Source organism: Fulvivirga sedimenti (assembly GCF_020328055.1).
The window spans coordinates 726,174-751,668 of record NZ_JAIXNE010000004.1 but is presented as its reverse complement, the minus strand read 5'-3'; the positions used below and the strand labels follow the sequence as shown (position 1 = coordinate 751,668).

23 protein-coding genes are annotated in these 25,495 nt (G+C 45.3%); 4 read left to right on the top strand and 19 right to left on the bottom strand.

Annotation, left to right across the window (positions count from 1 at the left end; translation table 11 throughout):
- The first annotated feature begins 6 nt into the window (after positions 1-6).
- The 4 genes from LDX50_RS21350 (at position 7) to LDX50_RS21335 (ending at position 4,340) form a co-directional block, all read left to right on the top strand.
- Positions 7-1,155, top strand: a complete 1,149-nt coding sequence (locus LDX50_RS21350; protein ID WP_225698240.1) for an ATP-grasp domain-containing protein — start codon at positions 7-9, stop codon at positions 1,153-1,155.
- Positions 1,156-1,219: 64 nt separating this feature from the next.
- Positions 1,220-2,320 carry a carboxylate-amine ligase gene (locus LDX50_RS21345; RefSeq protein WP_225698239.1) on the top strand — a complete coding sequence of 367 codons (1,101 nt, stop codon included), beginning with the start codon at positions 1,220-1,222 and terminating at the stop codon, positions 2,318-2,320.
- Positions 2,321-2,325: 5 nt separating this feature from the next.
- Positions 2,326-3,147 carry a type 1 glutamine amidotransferase gene (locus LDX50_RS21340; RefSeq protein ID WP_225698238.1) on the top strand — a complete coding sequence of 274 codons (822 nt, stop codon included), beginning with the start codon at positions 2,326-2,328 and terminating at the stop codon, positions 3,145-3,147.
- Positions 3,144-4,340, top strand: coding sequence for a hypothetical protein (locus LDX50_RS21335; RefSeq protein WP_225698237.1), 1,197 nt, complete (start codon positions 3,144-3,146; stop codon positions 4,338-4,340). The genes LDX50_RS21340 and LDX50_RS21335 overlap by 4 nt, the downstream gene beginning before the upstream one ends.
- A gap of 65 nt (positions 4,341-4,405) precedes the next feature.
- Here the strand turns inward: LDX50_RS21335 and LDX50_RS21330 are convergent, their stop codons facing one another.
- The 19 genes from LDX50_RS21330 to LDX50_RS21240 form a co-directional block, all read right to left on the bottom strand.
- Positions 4,406-5,620 (bottom strand): ATP-grasp domain-containing protein, encoded by a 1,215-nt coding sequence (locus LDX50_RS21330; RefSeq protein WP_225698236.1) that lies wholly within the window; start codon positions 5,618-5,620, stop codon positions 4,406-4,408.
- 27 nt (positions 5,621-5,647) lie between these two features.
- Positions 5,648-7,099, bottom strand: coding sequence for a leucyl aminopeptidase family protein (locus LDX50_RS21325; protein ID WP_225698235.1), 1,452 nt, complete (start codon positions 7,097-7,099; stop codon positions 5,648-5,650).
- Positions 7,099-7,863 carry an alpha/beta hydrolase gene (locus tag LDX50_RS21320; protein WP_225698234.1) on the bottom strand — a complete coding sequence of 255 codons (765 nt, stop codon included), beginning with the start codon at positions 7,861-7,863 and terminating at the stop codon, positions 7,099-7,101. Before LDX50_RS21320 ends, LDX50_RS21325 begins: the two co-directional genes overlap by 1 nt.
- A 34-nt stretch (positions 7,864-7,897) precedes the next feature.
- Complete coding sequence (locus LDX50_RS21315) at positions 7,898-8,818, bottom strand: alpha/beta hydrolase (protein WP_225698233.1); 921 nt, start codon at positions 8,816-8,818, stop codon at positions 7,898-7,900.
- 3 nt (positions 8,819-8,821) lie between these two features.
- Positions 8,822-9,340 carry a nuclear transport factor 2 family protein gene (locus LDX50_RS21310; RefSeq protein ID WP_225698232.1) on the bottom strand — a complete coding sequence of 173 codons (519 nt, stop codon included), beginning with the start codon at positions 9,338-9,340 and terminating at the stop codon, positions 8,822-8,824.
- A 51-nt stretch (positions 9,341-9,391) separates the two neighbouring features.
- Positions 9,392-9,583: a hypothetical protein gene (locus tag LDX50_RS21305; RefSeq protein WP_225698231.1), complete on the bottom strand. Its 192-nt coding sequence runs from the start codon at positions 9,581-9,583 to the stop codon at positions 9,392-9,394.
- A 111-nt stretch (positions 9,584-9,694) separates the two neighbouring features.
- Positions 9,695-11,329 carry a hypothetical protein gene (locus LDX50_RS21300; protein WP_225698230.1) on the bottom strand — a complete coding sequence of 545 codons (1,635 nt, stop codon included), beginning with the start codon at positions 11,327-11,329 and terminating at the stop codon, positions 9,695-9,697.
- 15 nt (positions 11,330-11,344) lie between these two features.
- Positions 11,345-12,874 carry a sulfatase family protein gene (locus LDX50_RS21295; RefSeq protein ID WP_420828562.1) on the bottom strand — a complete coding sequence of 510 codons (1,530 nt, stop codon included), beginning with the start codon at positions 12,872-12,874 and terminating at the stop codon, positions 11,345-11,347.
- Between the two features lie 85 nt (positions 12,875-12,959).
- Positions 12,960-13,523, bottom strand: a complete 564-nt coding sequence (locus tag LDX50_RS21290) for a nuclear transport factor 2 family protein (RefSeq protein WP_225698229.1) — start codon at positions 13,521-13,523, stop codon at positions 12,960-12,962.
- Between the two features lie 97 nt (positions 13,524-13,620).
- Positions 13,621-14,055, bottom strand: coding sequence for a hydrogenase maturation protease (locus LDX50_RS21285; RefSeq protein ID WP_225698228.1), 435 nt, complete (start codon positions 14,053-14,055; stop codon positions 13,621-13,623).
- Entirely contained in the window at positions 14,045-15,502 is a 1,458-nt protein-coding gene (locus LDX50_RS21280) for a Ni/Fe hydrogenase subunit alpha (RefSeq protein WP_225698227.1), read from the bottom strand. Before LDX50_RS21280 ends, LDX50_RS21285 begins: the two co-directional genes overlap by 11 nt.
- 1 nt (position 15,503) lies before the next feature.
- Positions 15,504-16,772 carry an NADH-quinone oxidoreductase subunit B family protein gene (locus tag LDX50_RS21275; protein WP_225698226.1) on the bottom strand — a complete coding sequence of 423 codons (1,269 nt, stop codon included), beginning with the start codon at positions 16,770-16,772 and terminating at the stop codon, positions 15,504-15,506.
- 5 nt (positions 16,773-16,777) lie between these two features.
- Complete coding sequence (locus tag LDX50_RS21270; RefSeq protein WP_225698225.1) at positions 16,778-18,547, bottom strand: NAD(P)H-dependent oxidoreductase subunit E; 1,770 nt, start codon at positions 18,545-18,547, stop codon at positions 16,778-16,780.
- 118 nt (positions 18,548-18,665) lie between these two features.
- Complete coding sequence (locus tag LDX50_RS21265) at positions 18,666-19,466, bottom strand: dioxygenase family protein (RefSeq protein ID WP_225698224.1); 801 nt, start codon at positions 19,464-19,466, stop codon at positions 18,666-18,668.
- 187 nt (positions 19,467-19,653) lie between these two features.
- The gene (locus tag LDX50_RS21260; protein WP_225698223.1) at positions 19,654-20,067 is read right to left on the bottom strand and encodes a VOC family protein; all 414 of its coding nucleotides are present in this window, start codon (positions 20,065-20,067) and stop codon (positions 19,654-19,656) included.
- Positions 20,067-21,095 (bottom strand): DUF3500 domain-containing protein, encoded by a 1,029-nt coding sequence (locus LDX50_RS21255; RefSeq protein ID WP_225698222.1) that lies wholly within the window; start codon positions 21,093-21,095, stop codon positions 20,067-20,069. Before LDX50_RS21255 ends, LDX50_RS21260 begins: the two co-directional genes overlap by 1 nt.
- A gap of 48 nt (positions 21,096-21,143) precedes the next feature.
- A complete protein-coding gene (locus LDX50_RS21250) occupies positions 21,144-22,430 on the bottom strand; it encodes a serine hydrolase domain-containing protein (RefSeq protein ID WP_225698221.1) in 1,287 nt (428 codons plus the stop codon).
- Between the two features lie 109 nt (positions 22,431-22,539).
- Entirely contained in the window at positions 22,540-24,156 is a 1,617-nt protein-coding gene (locus LDX50_RS21245) for a M28 family metallopeptidase (RefSeq protein ID WP_225698220.1), read from the bottom strand.
- Positions 24,157-24,170: 14 nt separating this feature from the next.
- A complete protein-coding gene (locus LDX50_RS21240) occupies positions 24,171-25,493 on the bottom strand; it encodes a polysaccharide deacetylase family protein (protein WP_225698219.1) in 1,323 nt (440 codons plus the stop codon).
- Positions 25,494-25,495: the final 2 nt, after the last annotated feature.

Below are 25,495 nucleotides of genomic sequence, written 5' to 3'. Positions count from 1 at the left end.
AAAATCATGAAAAAAATTGGGATTCTGTTCGGACAGGAAAATACCTTCCCCTGGGCATTTATTGAGCGTGTAAATGAAAAAAAGATAAGTGGTATACAGGCGGAAGCGGTATCCATTGATGTCGTACAACAAGCGGATCCGTCGGAATATGCTGTAATCATCGACCGAATATCGCAGGATGTACCCTTTTACCGTGCCTTTTTGAAAAATGCGGCGATCAGTGGTACTGCGGTTATCAACAACCCGTTCTGGTGGAGTGCGGATGAGAAGTTTTTCAACAATGCGCTGGCTGAAAAGATTGGTGTACCCGTTCCGAAAACGGTCCTTTTGCCCTCGCATCATCGTCCGGATGATACCAATGAGAATTCATTCAGGAACCTGAAATTCCCTACTGATTGGGAACGTATATTTAATTATATCGGGTTTCCGGCCTATATGAAGCCATTTTCAGGAGGCGGCTGGAAAAGCGTATATAAATTAAATGACCAGGATGAGCTCTTCGCACGTCATCAGGAGACCGGTCAGCTGGTCATGATGTTGCAGGAAGAGATTCAGTTTACTGAATATTTCCGTTGCTACGCACTGGGTGGCAATAAAATCCACATCATGCAGTATGAGCCCCGTAACCCTCACCATCTCAGGTACGTTCGTGATGCACAACCTGTTGAAAAAGCCTTACTCAAGAAGATTGAGGATTATTGCATTAAGTTGAATCAGGCGTTGGGTTACGATTTCAATACAGTTGAATTTGCTGTCAGGGATGGTATCCCCTATGCGATCGATTTTTGCAATCCGGCACCCGATGCGGATATTCATTCCGTGGGCGAGGATAATTTTGAATGGATTGTAGAGAATGCGGCGAACATGGCGATTGAGAGGGCTAAGGCACACAAGGAAGGTCAGATGAACCTGACGTGGGGAACCTTTATCAAAGATGCGACTGCTCCTTCGGTAAAATCACCGGCCAGGAAGGCGGCAGCTAAAAAAACAGCAGCCAAGCCAGCCGCTAAGAAACCTGCAGCCAAATCTGCTGCTCCGGTTAAAAAGGCGACAGCAAAAGCAAGCGCGGCTAAAGCTACTGCCCCGAAAAAATCTGCGGCAACTAAACCGGCGGCAGCAAAAAAAGGGACTTCAAAAGGCCGTTCTGCTAAATAAAGTCGTAACGGATGCTTAAATTGGTATCGGGAGATGGGTAATCTCCCGAGCTAACCAATCAGTTATGAAATTTACCTTAGGAATAGAAGAGGAGTATCAGGTTATCGATCCGGAGACCCGGGAACTTGCCTCACATGAACAAAAAATAGTTGAAGCAGCAGCAGAAACCCTTGGTGAGCAGGTTAAGGCCGAAATGCACCAGGCAGTTGTGGAAGTGGGTACCAATATATGTACCGACATCCACGATGCACGCGAGCAGATTACCGGACTGCGAAGAGATGTCGACAGTATAGCCCGGTCACTTGGGTTCAGGATTGGTGCAGCAGGGACCCATCCCTTTTCTGCCTGGCAAAAGCAGTTGCTCACGCCACATCCCCGTTACAATGAGATAATCCATGAATTGCAGGATACGGCGCGTTCCAACCTCATTTTTGGTTTGCATGTGCATGTTGGTATTGATGACCGGAATATGGCTCTGCATATAGCCAATTCCATGCGTTATTTCCTGCCCCATGTTTACGCACTTTCTACCAATTCTCCCTTTTGGGAAGGCAGGAATACGGGCTTCAAGGCATTTCGATCGAAAGTATTTGATAAATTTCCCAGAACAGGTATTCCGGACCATTTTGAAAGTGTGGCCGAATACGACAGTTATGTGAATTTGCTCATCAAGACAAGGAGTATCGACAATGCGAAGAAGATCTGGTGGGACCTTCGGGTTCATCCTTTCTATCCGACCATGGAAATCAGGATTTGCGATATTCCTCTCACCGCAGATGAGACCGTGGCTATTACAGCGATTATTCAGGCTCTCGTTGCCAAGCTTTACAAGCTGCGCACGCAAAACCTGAACTTTATGAGCTATAAACGAATTGTCCTCAATGAAAATAAATGGAGGGCATCCCGTTACGGACTTGACGGAAAGCTCATTGATTTTGGCAAGGAGGAGGAAGTGGATACCCGGGCGTTGATCCATGAAATACTGGATTTTGTTGATGATGTGGCCGATGACCTTGGTTCGAGGGATGAACTGCAGAAGGTGGTTCAGATCCTGGAAAATGGTACCGGTGCTGATCGTCAATTAAAAGTGTATGAAGAAACCGGAAGCCTCGAAAAAGTTGTTGACTTTATTATAGAGGAAACAATGAGAGGCATTAATAAGTAATAATAATGAATACCATAAAACTGGCAATTCTCGATATGAATAACGGCCATCCTAATCAGGGAATGCGCTGTCTTCGTGATATTGCCAATGAATATACTGATCAGTTGCAATGGGATGAGTTCAATGTGCGTGTGGATAATGTTGTTCCATCACTTGATTATGACATCTTCATTTGCAGCGGGGGGCCGGGGAATCCACTTGAAGGGAATGGTGACTGGGATGTGAAGTTCTATGACCTGTTGGATCGCGCCTGGGACCATAACAAGACCAGCGCTTCCAGGAAAAAGTATTTCTTCTTTATTTGCCATTCGTTTCAGATGGCATGTAATCATTTTGAGCTGGGTGATATTGTACGCCGTAAATCCACCTCATTCGGTGTTTATCCTGTTCATAAAACGGCTGCCGGTAAAAAAGATCCGATCCTGGCCGGACTTCCCGATCCCTACTATGCTGTTGATTCGAGGGACTGGCAGCTGATTCAGCCAAATCTGAAGGTTTTTAAGGAACATGGCGCGACGATACTGAGTCTTGAAAAAATACGCACTCATGTGGAGCTCGAACGCGCTATTATGGCTGTGCGTTTTTCTGAAGAGTTCGTTGGTACTCAGTTTCATCCTGAAGCGGACCCCATAGGTATGAGGGAACATTTTAAAAAGGAGGAAAACAGAAAAACTGTTATCAGGAACTTCAGCAAACGGAAGTATACCAATATGATGACCCATCTTGAGGATCCTGATAAAATCGCGTTGACGCATCGATTCATTATTCCACACTTCATCGAATCAGCATTGGAAAATCTTGTGCCAGTGGGGGCGGTCGCATCATGATACCATCAATCAGAGAAGAATTTAACCGCAACTTTACACAGGAGAAATACCAGGCATTCCTGGATTTTATTACTGAGCAATATGGTCACAAGCCACCCTTCAGAATTGCTGAAACACCGGTCTTCATCCCGGACATTCTTAAAAAACGATTGATTGAGGCTTGTGAGGATATCAACGCTGTCATTTGCAAGCCCGATTTTAAGGAAATTACCCGGGAGGCTATAAAGCATCCTATGCTTGAGGTGCCGGGAGAGGATTATCACACACGATTTCTCCAAATGGATTTTGGGATATGCCTGGATGAAAATGGAGAACCGTTCCCTCAGCTCATTGAGGTTCAGGGTTTCCCTTCATTATATTTTTTTCAGGACCTTCTTTCATCTGCATACAAGAAGTTCTTTGAAATACCCCAGGGCTTAACAGTACACGTCAACAATATTGACAGAGAGACGTATGTAGAAATGCTGCGTGAAATCATTGTCGGCGACAGCAATCCCAGGAATGTTGTTTTATTGGAAATAGAGCCTGAAAAACAAAACACGTATATCGATTTTCTTGGTGCAGAAGCCTATCTCGGAATAAAGATCCTTTGCATTACCCGGCTTAAAAAAGATGGACGCCGATTGTACTATCTTGATGACGATGGGAATGAAGTTACGATCCATAAAATTTATAACAGGGTAATTTTTGATGAACTGGATCAGCGTACCGACCTTGAACTGGAATTTAGTTTTAAGGATGATGTGGATGTGGAATGGGTAGGGCACCCGAACTGGTTTTTCCGTATCAGCAAATACACCATGCCGCTTCTTAAGAGCAAATATGTTCCTGAATGTCATTATCTCGATAAACTCGAGAAATATCCGGAAGACCTGGAAAACTATGTTTTGAAACCCCTTTATTCTTTTGCGGGTGCCGGAGTTCGGTTGAATGTTACTGCGGCAGAACTGGATGCACTTGCCGATAAGCACAATTATATTTTACAGCGGAGGGTTAAGTATGAGCCGGTGATCAGAAGTATTAATGAACCGGTAAAATGCGAGATCAGAATGCTGATGCTTTGGAAGAAAGGCGAAACCCAGGCAACTATTGTGAATAACCTGATACGTCTCAGCAAGGGCGAAATGATTGGGGTGAAATATAATAAAGACAAGGACTGGGTAGGGGCTAGTGTAGGGTTTTTTAGCAGATAATTGGTGGTAGGGAGTAGGGAGTAGGTGGAATACAAGCTATTCACTACTCCCTATTCCTTGTCAATCTAATTTGTCGGTCGTTCCGGTGCAGGCGCGCTGGCATGAAATTCTCCGGCGATGCGATGTGTGTACGCGTCCAGTAATTCAAGAATACGTTCCCGTTTTTTCGATTGCACGATGAGACCGATATGCCAATCCTTTCGCATACGCCAGACAAGTTCATCATCAGTGAAAGAACTGGTATCCGGTTGTTCAAACCGGCTTAAGGAAACCACAATTCCAGCATTGAGTTTACGGTCTTTCGGCGCCTTATATTTTTTCTTCAGTGCCTTTGCTGTTTCCAGTCGTGCCCACTCGGCCCACAGGTTGATACCGGTCGCTGCCTCTACCATTTCTGCCAGATTTGCACCGCCAACCCTCGAGGAGGTTTCCAGGAAGTAATATTTTCCGTCTTCATGTGCCTTGATGAATTCGGTATGGGAAGCGCTGTATTGCATTCCAAAGGCCCTCATGACATCCGTATTCATTTGCTGCAGTGCCTTGTCATCATCCGACCCCATTTCAATGGTATGGGATCGAAATATTCCACCGCCATGCGCAACATCGAAGGGGGTGTCAAGGTACTGACTAACACGACAGAATTGCACTTTTCCATCGAAGGTGAGGGCATCGGCATGGTATACATCGCCCGGTGTAAATCGCTCAACAAGATACCGGTGCCGTTTATCGCCAAGCTCATTGATGATCCTCCAGAGGTCATCCTTGCTGTGGATCTTTTTTATCCCGGTTGCACTTGCTTCTCCCCGGGGTTTTATCAGCCAGGGAGTGGGGACGGAATCTGCAAATGCATTGATTTCGTCATCGTTGAATAAAGCGGTAAAATCCGGAACATTTATACCTTCTTCCCGTGCTTTCATTCGCATGGCGAGTTTATCGCGGAAATAGCGGGCGGTGGTTTCACCCATCCCGGGAGAGCGAAAATACTCCCGCAATAGGGCCACCTTCTCCACATCAAAATCATCCAGTGCGACAAACCGGTCGAAGTGAATGGTTCGGAATTTATAAGCCAGACCGTTTATCACATCTTCCCTGTGCCAGTTTCCATTCTTTTCAACTTCCATAAAGAAGAAATCATCTATCGATTCCCTCGGCCAGTCGGCATGTTCCAGTTTTGGTACTGTAAGCAGATAAACATTGTTTCCGGCTTCCTTACAGGCACGAAGAAAAGCTTCCCCTTTGAAGTAGGTCGAAACGCATAGAAAATTAAGCGGTCGTGACATGTTAGTGGGTATTTGTATATACTAAATTTACGATTTTTCGGAGAGTTGTTCCATCACTTCGAGTAACAATCTGGGGCCAAAACCTTTGGCACTTTTCATTTTTGAAAATTCTGAATCACCGAACGCAACGCCGGCAATATCAAGGTGCGCCCACCGAGGGTGTTCTTTCACGAAATACTCCAGAAATTTAGCTGCAGTGATCGCGCCCGCTATGGGTTTGCCGCTAAAATTCCGTACGTCTGCAATATCACTTTCAAGTTCACTCTCAAAATCGTCATACAAGGGTAAACGCCACACCCGTTCATGAACCTTTTCACCCGCTTTGCTCAGCAGTAAAGCAAGCTCATCGTTATTTGAGAACATGGCCCCGGCCGAATAACCCAGCGCCATAACCGCGTTTCCAGTTAATGTGGCCAGATCGATCAGGTGTTCCGGTGTGTAATTTTTTTCCATATATGCGAGGGCATCGGCAAGAACAAGCCGTCCCTCTGCGTCGGTATCAATAATTTCAATGGTTTTCCCTGAGTACGATTTGATCACATCCCCGGGACGGTAGCTGTTGGCGTCCACTGCATTTTCAGCAGACGCAACAATGCCCACCACATGAATATTCAGCTTCAGGCGCGCCGCCAGTTCAACCGCACCCAAAACAGCTGCTGCCCCGCCCATATCGCTCTTCATATAATGCAGGTTTTGGGAACCTTTGATCGATAATCCACCCGTGTCGAAGGTAATACCCTTCCCTACAAGTCCGACCATCGGTATTTTTGCCAAATTTTTTTTCGGACGGTATTCAGTTTTAATCAGGACAGGCGGGAACTTGCTTCCCTGCCCAACAGCGAGCAAGGCATGTAACCCTTCTTTTTCCAGCATTTTTTTGTTCAGGATACTCGCCTTATATCCATGTTTTTTGGCCGAGTCCTCAGCCCATTTTGCCAGTACAGCCGGCGGCTTTTCATTTCCGGGTGCATCTACCAGGGTCATGATTGAGCTGAGCGTTTCTGCAATCACAAATCCCCGCGAGACCAGTTCCTTTTTTTCCTTCGGAACCACACACTGGGCTACAAATTTGTCTGTAAAGAAGGGGCTGGTATCTGAACCGGTTTTAAACCTGCCGATCTTGTAGGCGGCAAGGCCCAAGCCGAGTCCGACAGCCTCAAGTGAATGACTGTCGAGGTGTGAGGCAAGAATTGAAATTCCCTTTTTCCAGTTCTTCTGTTGTTGATGTGCCAGCAGTCGGAATGCGATATGCTGCCGGCCAAAATCTTCCTTTTTCCCCAATCCAAGCAGGTAAATTGTTTTTTCTGTAGTTGGATGAAACAGGATGTTGATCTCCTTAAAGGTCCCTGAGAATGAGTGATTTACTTTATGTCCGGATACTTCTTCTATCAGTGATGCATCGATATTATCCTCATAGAAGGGAAGTATCACGTTTGAATACGTTGGATTCTTTTCGGAAGAGATATATGTCGTTTTCATTAATTATAATATAGCCATTTCACGGCTTTTGGGAATTCCTGGCCCCAGAAATATTCATTGTGTTCACCATGATCATTTATGGAAAGCTTAAAATTCAGGTTAGGGTAGGATTGTTTTTCTTTTAATAAGGCAGATTTAAATCGCTCTACGTTAGGTATGTGGAATTTACTTTCTTTAGCGCCGGCATACAGGTACAGGTAAGTGGGGGCTGATGGCGAAAAGTGCAGGCCATGTTCATGAATAATGGGAGAGATCCACAGACTGGGCGAAAATACCATGAGCTTGGCAAAATGATCTGATTGTGTTAAACCGGCGTACAAACTGATGAGACCGCCCATGGAACTTCCGCCGATACCGGTATTGAGCCGGTCGGATTTCACCCGGAATGTTCGGTCTACATAAGGCTTAAGCTTTTTGATCATGAATTCGACGTAGCGGTCACCGTCTCCGGGCCCCAGTCGGGTATCCTTAAATGGAAGGTATTCCTTAATACGCTCCTTTTCCCCATGATCAATCGCAATGATGATCAGATCATTCATTCCTTGTTTTGCAAGCGATGAGATCGACTTATCGATTCCCCAGTCTCCGAATGGTGCATTCGGGTTGAACAGGTTCTGACCATCCTGCATATAAAGAACGGGGTATGTCTTATCTGTCTTTTCGTAATCATAGGGTAACAGGGCTGATATGCGACGGTGTTTTCCTAACTGCGGGATTTCATAGTCTTCTTCGATTACCCTTATAATTGGCCTGAAATCTTCCATACTGTGCGAATGCGACAAAAGTACTTACCTGTACTCAGTAACTGTCAACTAATGCATCTATTTTTTTAGAAATTTCTTCGGGGTATAGGGAAGGCCCGCAAATGTGGCATCCATCGATAGCCATGAATTCCCTCGGCTCGCTGGCTTTCTCATAAAGTTTTTCACCCATCCGGAAAGGGATTACTTTATCCTCCCTGCTATGGATGATTAACACTGGTATGGTAATATTAGGAATCGACTTTAATGCTGAATTTCCACCTTTTACCAATACCGGCCCAAGCAGGGGTACTTGCTTTCCGGCAATTGCAGGATAGGAGGTGAAGGCGCCTTCAAGGACCAAAACGTCGATCTTTTCCAGTCGTTCCCCTGCAACCATTGGTGCCAGATGGCCGCCAAATGACTGTCCGTACAGGACGATTTTGGTTCCTGCCACCTCGGGCATCGAAAGGACGAAATCAATTGCGGAGAGGGCGTCATTCATGCTGTTTTCCCTTGTTGCCTCACCGCTTGAATACCCAAAACCACTGTAGTCAAACATAAATACCTGGTAACCCTGCTTAACCATCGATGTGCCAAAACCCAGGTGGGATAACATAAAACCACCGTTTCCGTGGAGATGAATGATAGTGGTAATTGCTTTTTTACTCACAGGGCTCAACAACCAGCCATTCAGGTTGTTGCCCGATCCTGAAATGAAGGTTACCCCCTTGATGGAGGTTTCAGAAAGATCCCCATTATCGGATGTTTTGGTAATGGAAGGCTGAAGGTCACGTCCTGAAATAGTAAGAACAGTCGTATCTGAGGAGGAGGCAGCAACAATTCGATTCTGTGCCCTGGAAAAACTGGTAGGCTTCAGGAATGAATGGTCGAAAGAACAGCTCAAAAGAAGGGAAAATACCACTGTGTATAATAGGGTTTGGTGTCCAATTCCCCTGAAGAAAGAATTGGTCTTCATCTGTTATTCTGCGGTACGTCGTTCATATTCTTTTAGCATGGCCTGCGTTTGCTGCTGCATTTTAACTTTAAAGCTTTTCGTGCCTCCAAATAAGCGACCGGTAAGGCCGAGTGCCTGCTTCGCCCATGATTTAAGATTAAAATCATCGACATGGTGAATGATCAACCCGTCCTTGAATTCAAATGATGCACGTACGATATTGTGGACCTTTCTTCCGGTTTTGCTGAAAATATAGTATGCCTCCCAGTGTGCACTGCCTTTCTCTTCAGCATATTCGAAATTTGAGGCATGAATTTGAAAATCCTTGCCCCGCTGTGACTGACAAAGCATACGCCACATGTTACAGGCGTGTTCACCTTCGAGTTTCCCGAAGGCGGGATCTTCAAAAATGATTTCCTTATGATAGCACTCCAGCATACGATCAGCATCCAGGTCTCCGAATGCGCGATAGAATTTTTCAATAGTACTTTTCATGAGCAAGAGTGGGTGAGTGCGAAAAGTACGTATTTCTCGCGATTTCATTGGGGTTTGCCGGATAAAAAGATTCGGAGCCCAAAGATTTGATTCAGGAAATTAACCTATCCTGCCATCCTTATTGATATCACGCCCCGTATACTCCTCCAGGGTGGTTAGTGTTTTAATCAGAAGTTCCTGGGTCTTTCGAAGTTCCACTTCCAAATATTGAACCCGCGCTTCCAACGTTGAGGCGCGGTCGCTTTGCTGACTTATTTGACTTTGTTGAATTAGGTTCCAGAATAATCCCATAGTGATAATGTATCTTGTTTTATATGATGTACACTTGAAGCATCTTGATATTATACGCTGATTCAACATGAATTGTTGACCATCACTCTACAGACACCTGGGTGATTAGAGTTACTTCTTACTCTTATTAATAAACAGGGATGCTGTATTGGAGGGTATGATTACCACCATTCCTTCTTTGATACTTTGCCACATGAAGTTAAATGGCCCCCTTTTCAGGTTTCTGGTTGTAACGTAATTCGCTGATTTATATCCGTTTTCTGAGGGGAGATTATTCTGACGTATCGCGGTATTGAACAAACCGGAAAGGAATCCATACCGCTGTCCCGGATCGTTTTTATTTTCGATGAGCAACTCAACTCCTAAATTCTCGTAATCCAAATTCAAAGAATTTCCAGAAGTATTGGAATTTGCGTCCATGGTTAATTCGATACCATGTATTTTACCTGAGCTAATCCTCACGTCAGCCAGTGGCATGATTGTTTTATTCAGTACAAGTGCGTTCATGTTAGAAATTTTAGCATGGGCATAGAACCGGTCATCTTCATATGGAATTAACAGTTCCAATTGTATACTGGCATTGCCATTAATATTTCCTGAAATAGTTGCCTCAATTTTTTCAAGTGGTCCCTGGATTGCCGGCGATGTCGTAATTCTGCTGAATCTCCCGTTAAGGTTTCCAAATTGAAGTGTTCCTGGTTCTGTTCTGCCTTCACCGAGTTCTGTATAGGATATATGGCTATTGGAAATGACTACCGAATCTACGTTCAGGGGGAATGGTATCTGGCGGATCATTCCTGCAAAGAGCGGTTTTACAGGTTCATTCTTTCTTGGAATATTTTTATTCCTGTGATCTTTCAGGATCAGGCTGTCAATATAGATGGAGGATGCTTCGATGTCCAGTGTGTCATAGAGGGTACTCTTTGCCACAAGGTTATTTATTTTGAGTTTTTTCAGATCAAATTCAATGATATCCTGCTGATCCCCCATTTGCCGACTTACATCGATCCAATCATTGGTGAGTTTCATCGACACATTTGATGCCGAGAAGTCTTCTGTTTGTGAATCGAAGCTAACAGAATCTGCAGTGATAATGGAAAATTCATCGGGCTGGTATTGTATGCCGGCAAAGTGTGTTTTTATTCGCCCCAGTTGAAATGGAATGATGTAGGACATAATCACCGAATCAGTTTCAATGTTCAGCGCTTCAATATCAACCCTGTCAATGCTGGCATACTGAATAGTGTCATTCGCATCAAATTTTAAAAATTTAACGCGGCCTGATTCCAGATAAAATCCCTGTAGTTCTGCGGCAGAAATAATATTTTTGAAGAGGTTCTGAAAGCTTTTTCCAGGTTCTCTACGTCGGGTGGTATCAGTGCTTATATAAACGGTAAACTCCGGCCTTTCCAGAATCATATCTTTGATCTGAAGTGTTTTTCCAGTCAGGAGTTTCATCCATTGCAGACCGTTAATTTCGACACGCCGGGTGGTGCCATATATGCTAACCGCCTGATCATGGATACCCGTATTCGGTTTAATTTCCAAGCGCTCAATCGTTGCACCATTAAAAAGGGAATGCAAGTCAATGCCTGAATAGCCGATTTGATAACTGCCTTCGGTATTGTTATTAAGAAGATCCTCCAGGCGGTTTTCTATCCAAAACCCAAGCACAACATGGAGTAACACAATACTTGTGATCGTGATAAGGATGATTATGCCAATTTTCTTACCTATGGTTATCATTGGTTTTCGGGATTTCTAATTTATTGCGGTAAGATTTTTATAGATCTGAATAAACTGGTTTAGTCTTGCAGAATCACCGGGAGCAAGATTTTTCTGTTGCGAAAGGTCTGTTGTGAGATCATAGAGCTGATACTCCGCTGAATTTCCTGATTCAATATTTACATTTTGAAATACCTCAGGCCCATTGTTCGGGGGGATCACTAACCAGTTCTCATAGTGTAATGCAGTTCGTCCCGTGGCTTCGGTGATCAGCGTTTTTCTTCCATCCTGGCTCCTGCCCAATAAGACAGGTAACATGTTTTCACTATCCCGAAATGTTGCGGAGCTGCCCGTAAGTTCAGCAAGAGATGCGGCCAGGTCGATTTGTGAAATCATCGCATCAGAAGTTCCGGGTTCAATATAGCCTTTCCAGAATGCCAGAAAGGGCACACGTGTCCCCGCCTCAAAAAGGCTGTATTTACCGCCGCGCAAAGGGCCTGAGGGCTTATGATCACCGAGCAACTCCACAGCCTGGTCCAAATATCCGTCATTTATGACTGGTCCGTTATCACTGCTCAGAATGATGAGTGTATTTTCCAACAGGCCTTCTTCTTCCAGGGTTTTCATTAGTTCCCCGATGCACCAGTCCGCTTCTGCGATCACATCACCGCGCGGGCCCATCGAGGTTGCTCCAACAAATCGGGGATGTGGTGTACGGGGAACATGCGGTTGTTGCAGTGCATAATACAGGAAGAATGGAGACTCTCGCTGATTATGAATAAATTCCCGTGCTTTTTCCAGGAATACATCTGCCATATCTTCATCAATCCACCTGGCCCTCTGCCCGCCTTTCATGAAACCAATTCTTGGAATCCCATTTACAATGCTGTTGTTATGACCATGATCCCATTTCATTTTCAACATTTCAGGATGGTCCAGCGCAGTGGGCTCACCTTCAAAATTCTCTGAATAGCTAACCATAATCGGATCAGTCTCTTCAAGCCCAACAACATTGCCGTTTTCTATATAGACAGTAGGTACCCTGTCCTGGGTTGCAGCCAGAATGTAGGATTCATCAAAACCAACTTCATTCGGACCGGGAGAAATCTGTTCATTCCAATCGATAGATCCATCTCCCAGACCGAGATGCCATTTGCCGACTATACCTGTTTTGTAACCTTGTTGGCGGAGCATTTTTGGTAAAGTGATCATGGACGTATCAATCAAAAGGGGGGCCGTTCCAGGCAAAATTCGGGCATTCTTATTTCTCCATGGATACGTACCTGTGAGCAGCGCATACCGGCTTGGAGTACACGTCGCGGAGGCCGCATAGCCACGTGTAAATTTTAATCCTTCATTGGCCAGTCGGTCCATGTTAGGGGTGGATATGGTCGTTGAACCATATGCACTTACATCTCCATACCCAAGGTCATCGAGATAAATAATGATAATATTTGGTCGTTCCGGCGATGGTTGTTTATCCTGTTTGCCACAGGATGAAAAAAGCACAGCCATTGTACTGTAAAACAGGAGGGAGATGCAGGCATAAACGGGTCCGGAATTCATGGAAATAAATTCGCGCTTTTTTTGATGGTTTCAAAGCAATGGCTCCAGACAGTAGCTAAGACTGCCTGATACTCCATTCATTAGTTCAGGCCGTTAGTCTTTTTAGTTTCCGCCGATACCTGAAGGCCAGAATAGTCGGAATCAGAGCGATTAATAAGCCAATGGCAAAACCCTGGAGGGTATATCTACGGGTCATCGGACCGTCAATATCATGCCGATGATTCCATAGCTCAACAATTTTTCCGTCCTTAAACCGGAATACATTGATAATTGGTATTTCGTGTTCGCCCAACACCACTTTCCCGAACAGTGTTTTTGGCTCATACCGGGCGATCCACCGGGTGGCGACCAGGTCACCCTCCGCAATCTGGTAGTCATAGCGGCTATGCCACTCCCCATTTTCCCAGAAGAAATCGGCAATATTTTTTTGCTCAACAGCGGGCTCCACCACACCCTTTCGGTCACCAATGTCGTGGGCAACGTAAGTGTCTGCCATGTATTTTACATAGTTGTCGGTATTATTTGAAAACCAAAGATCGTCATAGAAGCCACGGGCAAGGGCTTTATTACTTTCTTCAATTTCATTAGTTTGAGCGTGAGCAAGAGAACTGCAGGTTAGAAGAAGGATGCAAATGAGTATTTGTTTCATGATGGAATATAATAGATTGGAAATGATGTACTTACCATTAATATAGTAATTTCCCTAATGTGATTAAAATCTTAGTGGATGTCGAACTTCACACCCTTCAGAGGGTAATTTTATCGAAGAAGCGAATGGCATTATCAAGGTTGATACGAGCCTTGGTTGAAAGTCCCTGATTCAGTTCCCATTGATAACCGCTTATCGCCATGACCCAGCACTCTGTATTTGCGGCGTACAATTCTTTTGCGAGCCAGTATACATGTTCAGGCGGTAGTTTATGACTGGTATAAAGGGTAAATGATTCAGGCTTGCACAATGAATATTCAAATCCTTTTTTGTGCTGTTCCCGGGAGGCATCGGTAAAAATAACGGTATCATACCGTGCAATAAGTTCAGCGTCTTCAATCTGGAGCTGATAACGATATTCCACATCAAACTCCTGGTGGAATTCAGCAAAATAGTCAGCCACTTTCCATCCCAGGGCATCATCTGACCTGCCGTAATTACCTATACCTATGATGAGTGTATTATTCGCCATTTCTTACAATCTGATGGATCAGACTTCCCGTATGATCGTAGAGCTCTGCCTTCAGCGACATCTGTCCCAAAGCCTGGGTTGCGCAGCTCAAACAGGGATCATAGGCCCTGATTGCAACTTCAACCTGATTGAGCATGCCTTCGGTAATGGTACCCTTTTCGCTGATAACATGGTCTGCTACCCACCTGACGGCATGGTTCATGGCTTCATTATTATGGGTGGTGGAAACAATGAGGTTACACTTGGTGATCATTCCATGATCATCTACCTGATAGTGGTGTGTTAAGGTTCCCCTTGGCGCCTCGATGATACCGATTCCCTCGTTTCGCGGAGTGCCTTCGCGGAAAAGGTCGTCGCTGAGAAGCTCATCGTCATTGAGGAGGTCTCTCATGATCTCTGCACAATGTAAAATTTCGATCAGACGGGCCCAGTGCGCATAGAGTGTGCTGTTATTCACCTTTTTTGCTGAGAAAGAAAAGAATTCCCTGCGTTCCTGTTCGGCAAGCGGTGTAGAAATTTTGTCGCAAACATTGATCCGGGCAAGTGGGCCAACCCTGTTCCATCCTTTTTGGGGACCGATATTTTTCAGGTATGGAAACTTCATGTAAGACCATCTTTCAACACCTTCCAGGAAATACTGCTGGTAATCGTTGGTACTTACGTCATTAAGCGTTGTGTTACCAGTGGAGTCTATTGCGCGCAAAAGACCATGATACATTTCCAGGTTTCCCTGATCATCCACCATTCCGAGATGTCCGGATGGGAATTCGGCAAAAGTATCCAGCAGGCTATGGTGTTTTTCTGCATAGGCTTTTATGAATGCCAGCACTTCCTGAGACCATTGGATCATGGTTTCAATATTCGGGATATCCTTACCGTTCAGGAAATATTCTCTTTCCTCCGGATTGAAAACTTTATAAACTCCCCCGGGAACAGCGGCCACCCCATGAATTTTCTTGCCGGCAATTGCTTTTATGATCTCCTGGCCAAATTTCCGCATTAGGATACCTTTTTTTGCCAGCTCCTTATTTTCAATGGCAACTTCGAAAACGTTTCGTTTTTGAACCGGTGCATCCATACCAAACAGCAGATCCGGTGATGCCAGGTAGAAGAAATGCAGCGCATGTGACTGGAAGATCTGTCCGTAGTGCATGAGTCTGCGGAGTTTAGTCGCAGTAGGTGATAAATCCTCAGGATCAACACCAACGATCTGATCAATTGCTTTGGCGGCTGCAAGGTGGTGGCTCACCGGGCAAATTCCGCACAAACGCTGTACCAGTACAGGTGCTTCCCAGTAAGGACGTCCCTGAATAAAGCGTTCAAATCCCCTGAATTCAACGATATGGAAGAATGAATCTTCAACTTTACCATATTCATCCAGGTGTATGGTTACACGTCCATGTCCTTCTACCCGTGTTACGGGATCAATTACCACTTTACGGCTCATGTCAGTCATATTTGAATTCGGAATAAAGTACGGAGAATGATTCACCCCAAAGAAGGCTTTTTATCACCTTCCAGATATGTGCGGCATTCGGCGGGCACCCGGGGATCGTATAATCGACTTTAACGATTTCGCTGCAGCCATATACCCTGTCGAGAATCTTCGGCAGGTCTTCGTGGTAGGGGATTGTGTGCTCGCCGGGCTCTGCTGTAACGCAATTGAGATATGCTTCCTCCAGGCATTCTCCGAGAGGTATGGTATTTCTCATTGCCGGAAGGCCGCCCCAGGCTGCACATTCTCCCATTACCACCAGTATATCGCACATTTCCCGGAATGTGCGGAGGGTTTCAATATTTTCAGTATTGCAGCATCCTCCTTCCACGATTCCCAGGTGACACCGGCGTGTGAAGGTCTTGATATCGGTTAACGGAGATTTGTTGAATTCAACAAGTTCAATGATATCAAGTAATTCTGTATCAATATCCAGCATCGACATATGGCAGCCGAAACACCCGGCAAGTGAAACGGTTGCAATCGTTTTCTTTTCGAGTGGACCTTTGTGCCCTTTTGGAACAATCCTGGATTTGAAATCCGATTGCGAGGAGGCCGTATCGAATGCACGTTCACCAAATGGCCTGGTCATGGTTTTGCCTCTGACAAGAATTGCGCCTGTCGGACAAATCATGGCTGCATTTTCAGCCTGTTCAGTGGTAAGCGACGCCTCTGCATTATAATCAATACCAATGGAAGTATGATATCCCCTGTTCACAGAGGTGAAAACCCGCCGGCCGTCTGACGTGTGGATTTCCTCGATACATCTTTTGCATTTAATACACCTGCTGTGTTCCAGTACGAGCCTTTTAGGTTGAAAGTCGATCAGTCGGTCCTGAAAGAGGTGCGGGAATCTGGTTACAGAAATTCCGAGTTCGTAGCCCATGTGCTGCAGGTCGCAATTACCGCTTTTCTCACAGGCCGGACAGAAATGATTTCCTTCGGCAAACATCATTTCTATGAGCGCTTTGCGCAAATCGATTAGTTCTTCGGTATTTACTTCTACCGAAAGTCCTTCTTTAACACTTGCCGTGCACGCAGGGTCATACCGGCCATCGATCTTACAGGTACAGGTACGGCAGGTACCCAGTGGGGGATCGATGTGTTCATAATAACACAAGGAGGGTATGAAAATTCCATTTGCCTTTGCTGCATCCACCAGGTTGGTTCCTTCCTCGGAATAACACGGATTACCATCGATATAGAATGTACATTGAGCCACAATTCTCAGGGTTTGTATTGTTCAAAAGGTGCGATTGCCCGGGTATAGTCAAACGGGTGAATCAGGTCATTGTGATAGGCGCCATAAGTACCTTCAAAATATTCACCGAATTTTTCCAGGGCGGTCAGTACAGGGTTACCAGCAGTCTTGCCTAATCCGCAACGGCTGGATTTGCGCATAATATGAGTCCAGCTCTTCAGTTCATGGAGGTCATGATGATCGGCAAGCCCCGACCGTAATTTTTCCAGTTTCCGCTGAATGATGAAATTTCCAGCCCGGCAGGGTGTGCAGACTCCGCAGGACTCATGCTTGAAGAAAGCATTGAAATTCATAATGATCTGAAGTATATCCCGTTCTTTACTGAAAACCATCAAAGATCCGCCGCAGCGAATCTCCCGTTCAGGGTTAATTGAGCGTGGAATAAAAATTCGGTCCCTGTCTGTGGTTGTCAGCGTTTCCCCGGAAGGCCCGCTCACTTGTATGAAGAGCGGGTCGATCGCCATTGACATGTCAAGTAATTCGCCAACAGAGGTGCCGTATTCAATCTCATAGATGCCGGGTTTTTGGCAATCACCAGCGACGCTGATAATTTTGGTACCGGGCGAAGAGGGGATTCCTCTTTTGCAATACTCTCCGGATCCCATTTCAAGTATTCTGCATGCCGCAGCAAATGTTTCAACATTGTTTACCACTGTAGGCAATTGGAGATAACCACGTTCCACCGGGTAGAACCACTTGGTTCTGGGCTCGCCCCTGCGCCCCTCCATGGATTCGAGAAGTGCGGTCTCTTCTCCGCAAACGTAGGCGCCCGCGCCAAGTTCAATCCGGATATCAAAATCAAAGCCGTCGGTACCGGCAATATTCTTTCCGAGCAATCCGGCTTCCCGAAAGGCGACCAATTCATCTTCAAGGTGATTCAGTAGCCACTGGTACTCACCGCGGAGATAGATCATTCCATAAGTCGCGCCAACGGCAAATGCGGCAATGATCATTCCCTCGATCACAGATCCGGCCTGTTTATTGAGAAGTACCCGGTCCTTGAAGGTTCCCGGCTCACCTTCATCGGCATTGCATATGATCACCTTGGGATCTGAGGTAAAACTTCTGCAAGCATCCCATTTTTTCCAGGTGGGAAAAAATGCACCGCCACGTCCGGAGAGACCGGCAATTTTAATTTCTTCAATAATTGCCTGGCGACCGATTTTCAGGGCACGCCGGATTCCATTTCCCCGGAGGTAGGGTGTGAAGAAAACTGACTTGCCATCGGGCGGGGTAAATCGTATATGATCTGCGGGATGATCACAAATTTCAGCCGGATGAATTCCTTCTCGTATTTGCTGAATGATTTCCTTTACCCGAACCACGTTCAGATTGGTAAAGGGATAGAAGTCGATGAGCGCAGCGGGTTCCTGATCTGATAATCCGATGCACGCGGTAGGAAAGAGCCCGAATGTACCAGATATATCGGTACTGCCCATACGCGCACCGGTAGCCTGCTCAAATGCTGTTCTAACCCGTTCGTATCCCCGGAATTCTGAAATTACACTGGTATTCAGGTAAATGGTATGCTTACCGGCTGGCTTGAGGTGAAAGAAGTGATAGAAAGAGGCAACTCCCTGTATTTCAATTTCAGATACACGATGCTTCCTGGCCAAAACCCGGATGGTATCTGCGGAAATATATCTGTCCTGGCGCTGGTAATGCCATAATTCTGAAAGTAATCGCGCTCCTGGCGGATCGATAGGGAAAAATTTCTGTCGGGAAAGGGTATGCATGACAACGTGAATGCGTAATGATTGAATTTACCGCATATTCAGTCGGCGTCACATGACCTCTATCATTTCTTCAGATGTCAATGAACAGTGAATAATGAGCTTGTCCGGGATGTTCTTGTCAGGAGTTTACAATTCCAATTTTGGTAACTGTGGAAAGGACCTGATTCTCATTCGGAGCGATACTGAACATCAGTCCGAATGCATTTTCCGTCGAAGCAAGAACTCCGTCATTTTCTATTTTGAGCGGACATTTGCCATATTGGGAGTACGGCTCAATTGATGTGTAAATTTCATCACAAAGGTTGGTATCAAAATAAAACTGGGACAGTACCTCCCTGTTTTCACGGGTGGTAATTTTCACATGGATGTGCGGAACACGTCCTACATACCATCCAGGAAAAATGGTTGTAAAGGCCACTTCACCATTCGAATCAGATTGCTGTCTTCCACGTAAGAACTTATTTTCATTCACAGGATTCACGTGCATCTTGTCATCCATGGTTTCACTGTTGTTCAATAAAAACATAGCAGAGGCCCATTCATCATGCGTTATTTCTTCCGGATATCCGCTGTAGGTGCCTTCGGCATCACAATGCCAGATTTCTACGTTGGCGCCTTCAACCGGGGTGCAGTCGGGGTGATTTACTATTTGAAATTTTAGCTGAAGTTCTTTTCCTTTGCGGTCTTCCCGGATATCCGATCGGGCCGGAGAAGGAAAGAAAAAGGGCCCCTCAGTCTGCTGAACGGTAAGAATGCAATAGTCTTCTTCGCCGGGGGCTGAGGTAAGTAATTCCGGATTAAAATCACCTTTCATCAGTTGCCTTAATATAGGCCTTCGGAGGAGCCAGGTGCCCAGAACAGTCGTGCCTAAAATACCTGCTGTCCCAATGATAAATTTTCGTCTGTTTGATTTTGCCATAAGTTGTGAAGAGGAAGAGATTCGCGGTAATTACATCAAAATCAGGTAAATAACCAAGAAAAGAGTTACGATCACACGATTACCTTATACCCTCGAAGGTGGTATTCATGGCAGTCGTTCAATGCCCTCTGAAGGTATAAATTAATAGACAACTGAATTAGGTATTGATTCTGCAAAAACTGAACAATCAGTCAATACGATATTCACTGATCTCAAACAGGTGCCCATCCGGATCATAGAAGAAACACCGGGTTTCATTCCCCCGGCTAATTGGAGGTGTAATGAATTCAACCCCACGGCCTGAAAGAATTTCATAGGATTGCCAGCAATTGTTAACTCGGATGGTAAAGGAGTGGCTCACGACTTCTTTATTGCCCGGTGTTTTAAAATACGTACCGGGCTTGTCGTCTGTTGGCCCGCCGGGTTTTACCAATAAAATCCAATGTCCCATGAGTTGGATAACCGCAGAATCGCCGCCATATTCCCTGAAGAGGCTGGCGCCTAATGCTTGAAGATAAAAGTCTTTTGACTTTTCAAGGTCTGAAGTAACGAGTATGGTCGTGATTTCAGAACCTTGAAACGGATCCCGGGATTCATGCATTAATGGTGATTTTCATAATGTTGTTTCAGCAGATCTTCTGCGAAATCATTTGTGAGGTCACGAACCACCGAGTGGATATGATTGGCATTGTTCTGCGTATTATCAAATTCAATGAGCAGGGAAGGTCCCTGGATGCGATAGTAATGGCCACTACCTTCTGTGAGGCTGCCAGCCCAGGAAAATGACAGGTTGTCAATTCCGGCCGCTTCAATTTTAGCGCGAAGTCGTTTTGAAAATCCAAGCTCATAATTGTCGATATAAACATTTAGCAGGTCCATGAAAATCTCCTGTTGATCCTGTGTCATGGAAGGATACAGTATACCTCTTGGTTCCAGGGCCGTAGCAGTCCGGTTAGCTCCCGAAAATATGCCTTCCGGCGCTTCTTCGGAAAACCGTACAATTTTCATCTGCTCATCACTCATGGTACCGAGTAACCTAAAACCAAGGTCGGATTCAAGCTTCAGCACCTCGATTTTGTCAAAACCTTCTACATCCACTTTAGCCGGGTTCGTGCCGAAAAAGGATGGTGTTGAGGAAACGATCTGATTATCATTCAGCATGAAATTGAGCGATATGTGATGTCCTTCAAAGCGCCAGCCCCAAAACCCAGTATCAGAAGGTGTTCCGAAAATTGAAAAAAAATAATTCAGCGGATCCCTGCCCGGGCTTCCATCAGGCCATTTAAAACGGTTATTCTCGATCTTGTACAATACATTTTCCAGGGCCATAATTTCTGTTGTCTTACGAAGTCCCTCATCGCTGAGTGAGGATCTGATCAGGGAGAAAGCCATATCCTGCTGACTTTCATTCAGGTCATGAAAGTTAATCCCTTTCCTTTCGCGTGGAACAAAGTGAAAATTCATGCGTTCCTCGTCATTGAGACTGAAGAGCATGCGCTCCTTCAAAGGTTCGGATAGGTTTCTGATCAACGTGTTGGCTTCTGCGGCCAGATTTTGCGCATAAGAAGTGATGGCTGAGCCTGCTGTGAGGGTCAGCGCTATGCAAAGGGGAATAAATCGATAGTTCATGAATGTAGCGGTTAAGGGTTAAGGTGTTGGCGTGTTTATTTGAAATGATCAGTCATCCACTGCTGCTTCAACTAATACCTTGAATTTCCAGCCGGTAGGCTCTTCCCCGATATTCAGGGTTTGTTTCAGTAATATTCCAATAATGTTTTCTTTCGGATCGGCAAAATACTGGGTGTTGAATGCGCCTCCCCAACTGAATGTGCCTTCGCTACCTTCTCCTCCAATTCCTTCGCCGTGTTCATCAATTACTCTAAAGGCGAGACCATAATATGCCCCTGAATTACCCCAGATATTACCAATTTGATTGCTCATGATCGAACGAACGGTTGTGCGGCTTAGAAGGCGAACGCCATTCAATTCGCCTTTATTCAGATACATCTGTAAAAATGAAGCATAATCAGTGGCAGTACTTACCAGTCCCGCTCCCCCGCCAAAGTAGGATTTAGCCCCGGCTTTAGGGAAGTCGGAATCACCCAGTCCGCCCGACTCATAGGCTACCAGTTTGCCGTCTTTTCTTGTCATAACGTTTACCAGACGATCATATTTGTTTTCCGGGAGATAGAAATAAGTATCATTCATGTTCAGGGGTTTGAATATTCTTTCCTGAAAAAATTGGTCCAATGGTTTCCCGGAAATAATTTCAATCAGCCTGCCCAATATATCCAGCCCTTCACTATAGGTGAATTTTTCACCGGGATTATGGTGAAGGGGCATAGTTGCAAGCTTCTTTATGTTGTCGGCCAGCAGAACAGGTTCTTTTGTAATGCCATCCACAATCCCTGCTTTCTGATATATTTTGGTAAATCTTTTGTCGCCATCGATCACACCATAGCCCACTCCGGATGTGTGAGTAATCAGGTGCCGAATGGTTATGGGTTTATCCGTTGGTGAGATAGTAAAGGTAGAATCAGCCTCATTGAACGAGGCCAGAATACCCGCATTTTCAAACTCAGGGATATAGTTTGCGATTGGGTCATCCAGTTGAAATTTTCCTTCTTCCCAAAGCATCATAACCGCGGTTGCGGTAATAGCCTTTGTCTGTGATGCAATCCTGAAAATATCATCTGTTTTGAATGGGTCATTACTTTTGTTCATTCCAAAGGCTTTAAGATATACTATCTTGCCATTGCGGGCTACGAGGGCAACAGCTCCAGGGATCTCATTTTTTTCTATTGATTCCTGAAGCATCTTATCAATTCTTGCAAGTCTTTCAGAGGACATGCCAACGCTTTCAGGGGAAGCTTCAGTGAGGGGAGGGGAATTTTTGATTGACTTAGTCTGGGCATTCACCGTGATTGAGACGGTGAGCATGGCAATAAGGCATAAGTATTTCATGTATTGAAAGTTATAGCGAGAGGTTTGATTTTATAAGATAATCTTTTTTATAAAAAAAACCGCCATTGCTGAAAAGCAATGGCGGATGCAAATGCGGTATCTGAGAAGATTACTTTTCCCTGGCGGCCCTGAACTCACTGGTTTCGTACCATTTCGGGAAATAATCTTCGCTGGCCAGGGTGTTACCAACCTCATATAAAAGTTGAGCATCGAATTGAATTCCTGAAAGCGGCGTTTCTCCCGGGACATATTCATCAGCAGGCTGATGGTATTTATTTTGCAGGTAATCTTCCTTCTGCTCGGCAATATAATCTACTCCATGTTCGAAATCTTCATAGGACCCGCTTGCATACAATGCGGGTATTCCAATTTTCGCGAAGTTAAAATGATCGGAACGGAAGAAATATCCTTTTTCAGCATCGGGATCCGGTATAATATAGCGGCCCTGTTTCTCGGCAGCGCGCGCTGCATATTCATCCATTTCTGAATGACCGAAGCCTGTAATGGTTAGATCCTTCATTGGACCCGGACTTTCCAATGCGTCCATGTTGATATTTGCCACTGTCTTCTGCGGAGGATAGATAGGATTTTCTGCATAGTATGCAGATCCGAGCAGACCCTGTTCCTCTGCCGTTACTGCCAGGAAAATAATGGATCGTTCCGGTTGCGGCCCCTTGGTAAATGCTTCTGCTATGGCAAGCAGGCAAGCTGTTCCTGACGCATTGTCCACAGCACCGTTATAGATTGAATCTCCATTGATGGGTCTGCCAATACCAAGATGGTCCCAATGTGCTGAATATAAAATGTATTCATCTTGCCGTGTCGTGCCCGGCAGTACAGCGATCACATTTTTAGACTCATCACGTTTGATGGTATTGGTAATGTTTACTGAAGCGCTTTTTCCTAACGGGACAGGTTTAAAGTCGGGCTGGCGTGCGAGGGTTCTGAGATCATCTACCGAAATGCCTGTACCGCTAAAGAGCTTTGCTGTAGCATCGCCCGTTACCCACCCGATTACATCCGACTTAGGGGCATTACTTTCGAGGCTTTGCTGTGGACCAGTCCAGCTTGACTGCACCACATTCCAGCCATAGCTGGCAGGTTTGGTGTCGTGAATGATCAGGACTCCGGCGGCACCCTGCCGGCCACCTTCTTCATACTTGTAGGTCCAGCGGCCATAATAGGTCATCTCATTTCCCTTGAACAAGCTGGAATCCCCGGATTCAAAACCAGGATCATTCACAAGTACAACAGCAGTCTTGCCTGCCCAGTCAATTCCCTCATAGTCATTCCAGTCATATTCCGGGGCAACGATGCCATAACCCGCAAACACGAGCTCTGAATTATTAAGGCTTACCTCGTTCACAACCTTTGTCGTATTGGCTACAAAATCATCAAAAAAGGCCAGATCAAATTCTTCTGATCCTGTAATTCGCATGGTTTCGGAAGGGGTTCCGGTAATTTCCACAAGCGGTACTTCCTGAAAGAAACTTCCATTGTTTCCGGGCTCAAGACCCAGTGCTGAAAATTCCTTTTCCAGGTAATCAACGGTTTTTGTTTCGCCTTCTGAGAAGGGCATTCTGCCCATGAACTCATCAGACGCCAGACGTTCTATGTGTCGTCCAATCGACTCTTCCGAAACCGTGGCAGTCGATGTCTCTTCCGTTGTTTTTGTTGAGCATGCCGCAGCGATAGCAACCAGCAGCACTAATGAAGTGTGTTTCATGTTTATAATTGAGGTTAATTTTTCTGTAAAACGAGTTCTCCTGCGGATGGTATCACATTGAAAAGAACGTATTTACCATTCGCATCATCCTTAAAGATAGCCTGAATATTTTTACCGGTTGGATCGGTGATCGATATCTTTGTCCAGGATTCAGGAATATAGGTTTTAAGGGTTACAGGTACGTTGTATGACTCTGGATCAAGTTCAGTGCTTAGCCGGATAGAAATGCGGTTATCTTCAGATTTCGTTTCAATTACGGTATTTTTCCGCTCCCGGATATATTTAGTGACATTCCCAAACGTATCTACCCATAAGGAGTCGCGCTGATCGTTCACAAAACTGAAATATTGATCCAGCTCTTCTCCCGTTTTGGGCTCCCAGCCAAACTGGTCGACTCCATGAAAAACAAGCACGAGCCATACACCCGAACCGGATAAGGCTGTATTCACCCAACCTTTCATATCGTCGACACTGTGGCGGGTAAGTGCACCACGCTGCCATTGTACATACTCCTCGTCGGAATCCAGCGGTGATTTATCGCTGGATCTGTTTAATTCTTCAAGATAGGGTTCGGGCATCCTGTTTCGCAGTGCGGGATAAATGTCATAGGCATAAGACATAACCCGTTCGTTTTCAGTGCCGTACGGTCCTTCGGCAGAAAATGTGTATTCAGGGCCCAGGAATTTTTCAATATCAGCCTTGCTCTGCTCCAGTTCATATTTCATGTTAATCTCATCCAGTACTGCCAGCCGGGGATGAGTAACCGTATGGCTGGCGATTTCATGGCCATCTGCAGCGTAGGAACGATATTGTTCCCAGGTGGTGGTGTCTTCCACGTTATTGTGAAAAACAACATCATTAGTATCCTTCATCGAACCATTCCGGATTTTCGAGTAACCCTCATCCAGCAATTGATATGCTTCCTCTACTTTGCCCTGTTCATAAAGCGATCCTACACGGGCGTGATAGTCCTCTGCCTCGGAAGTGCCGGTAAAGGCGATGAGGGAAGCACGTTCAAAAAAATTGTTTTCGTTCGTTTCAATATCAGCAGTCTCTTTGATGATCTCTTCCGGTGATCGGCCAATAAATTTACCTGGTTGAGAACCCTCAACCTTTCCGGTAATAATAAAGAAGGTACCCTTCAAATTATATTGATCCATGATAGGTCTGGCAACGGTCAGCTGGTTTATAATGCCGTCATCAAAGGTGATGGACAAAGCCGCCTTTTTGTCGTCCGGCCATTTGGTAATGACGGTTTCACCGGAGTGTCCTTCTTTCTCCGGGGAGCAGGCAAGTACAAGACATGATAAAAATAATACTGTAAGAGCGTTTTTCATTT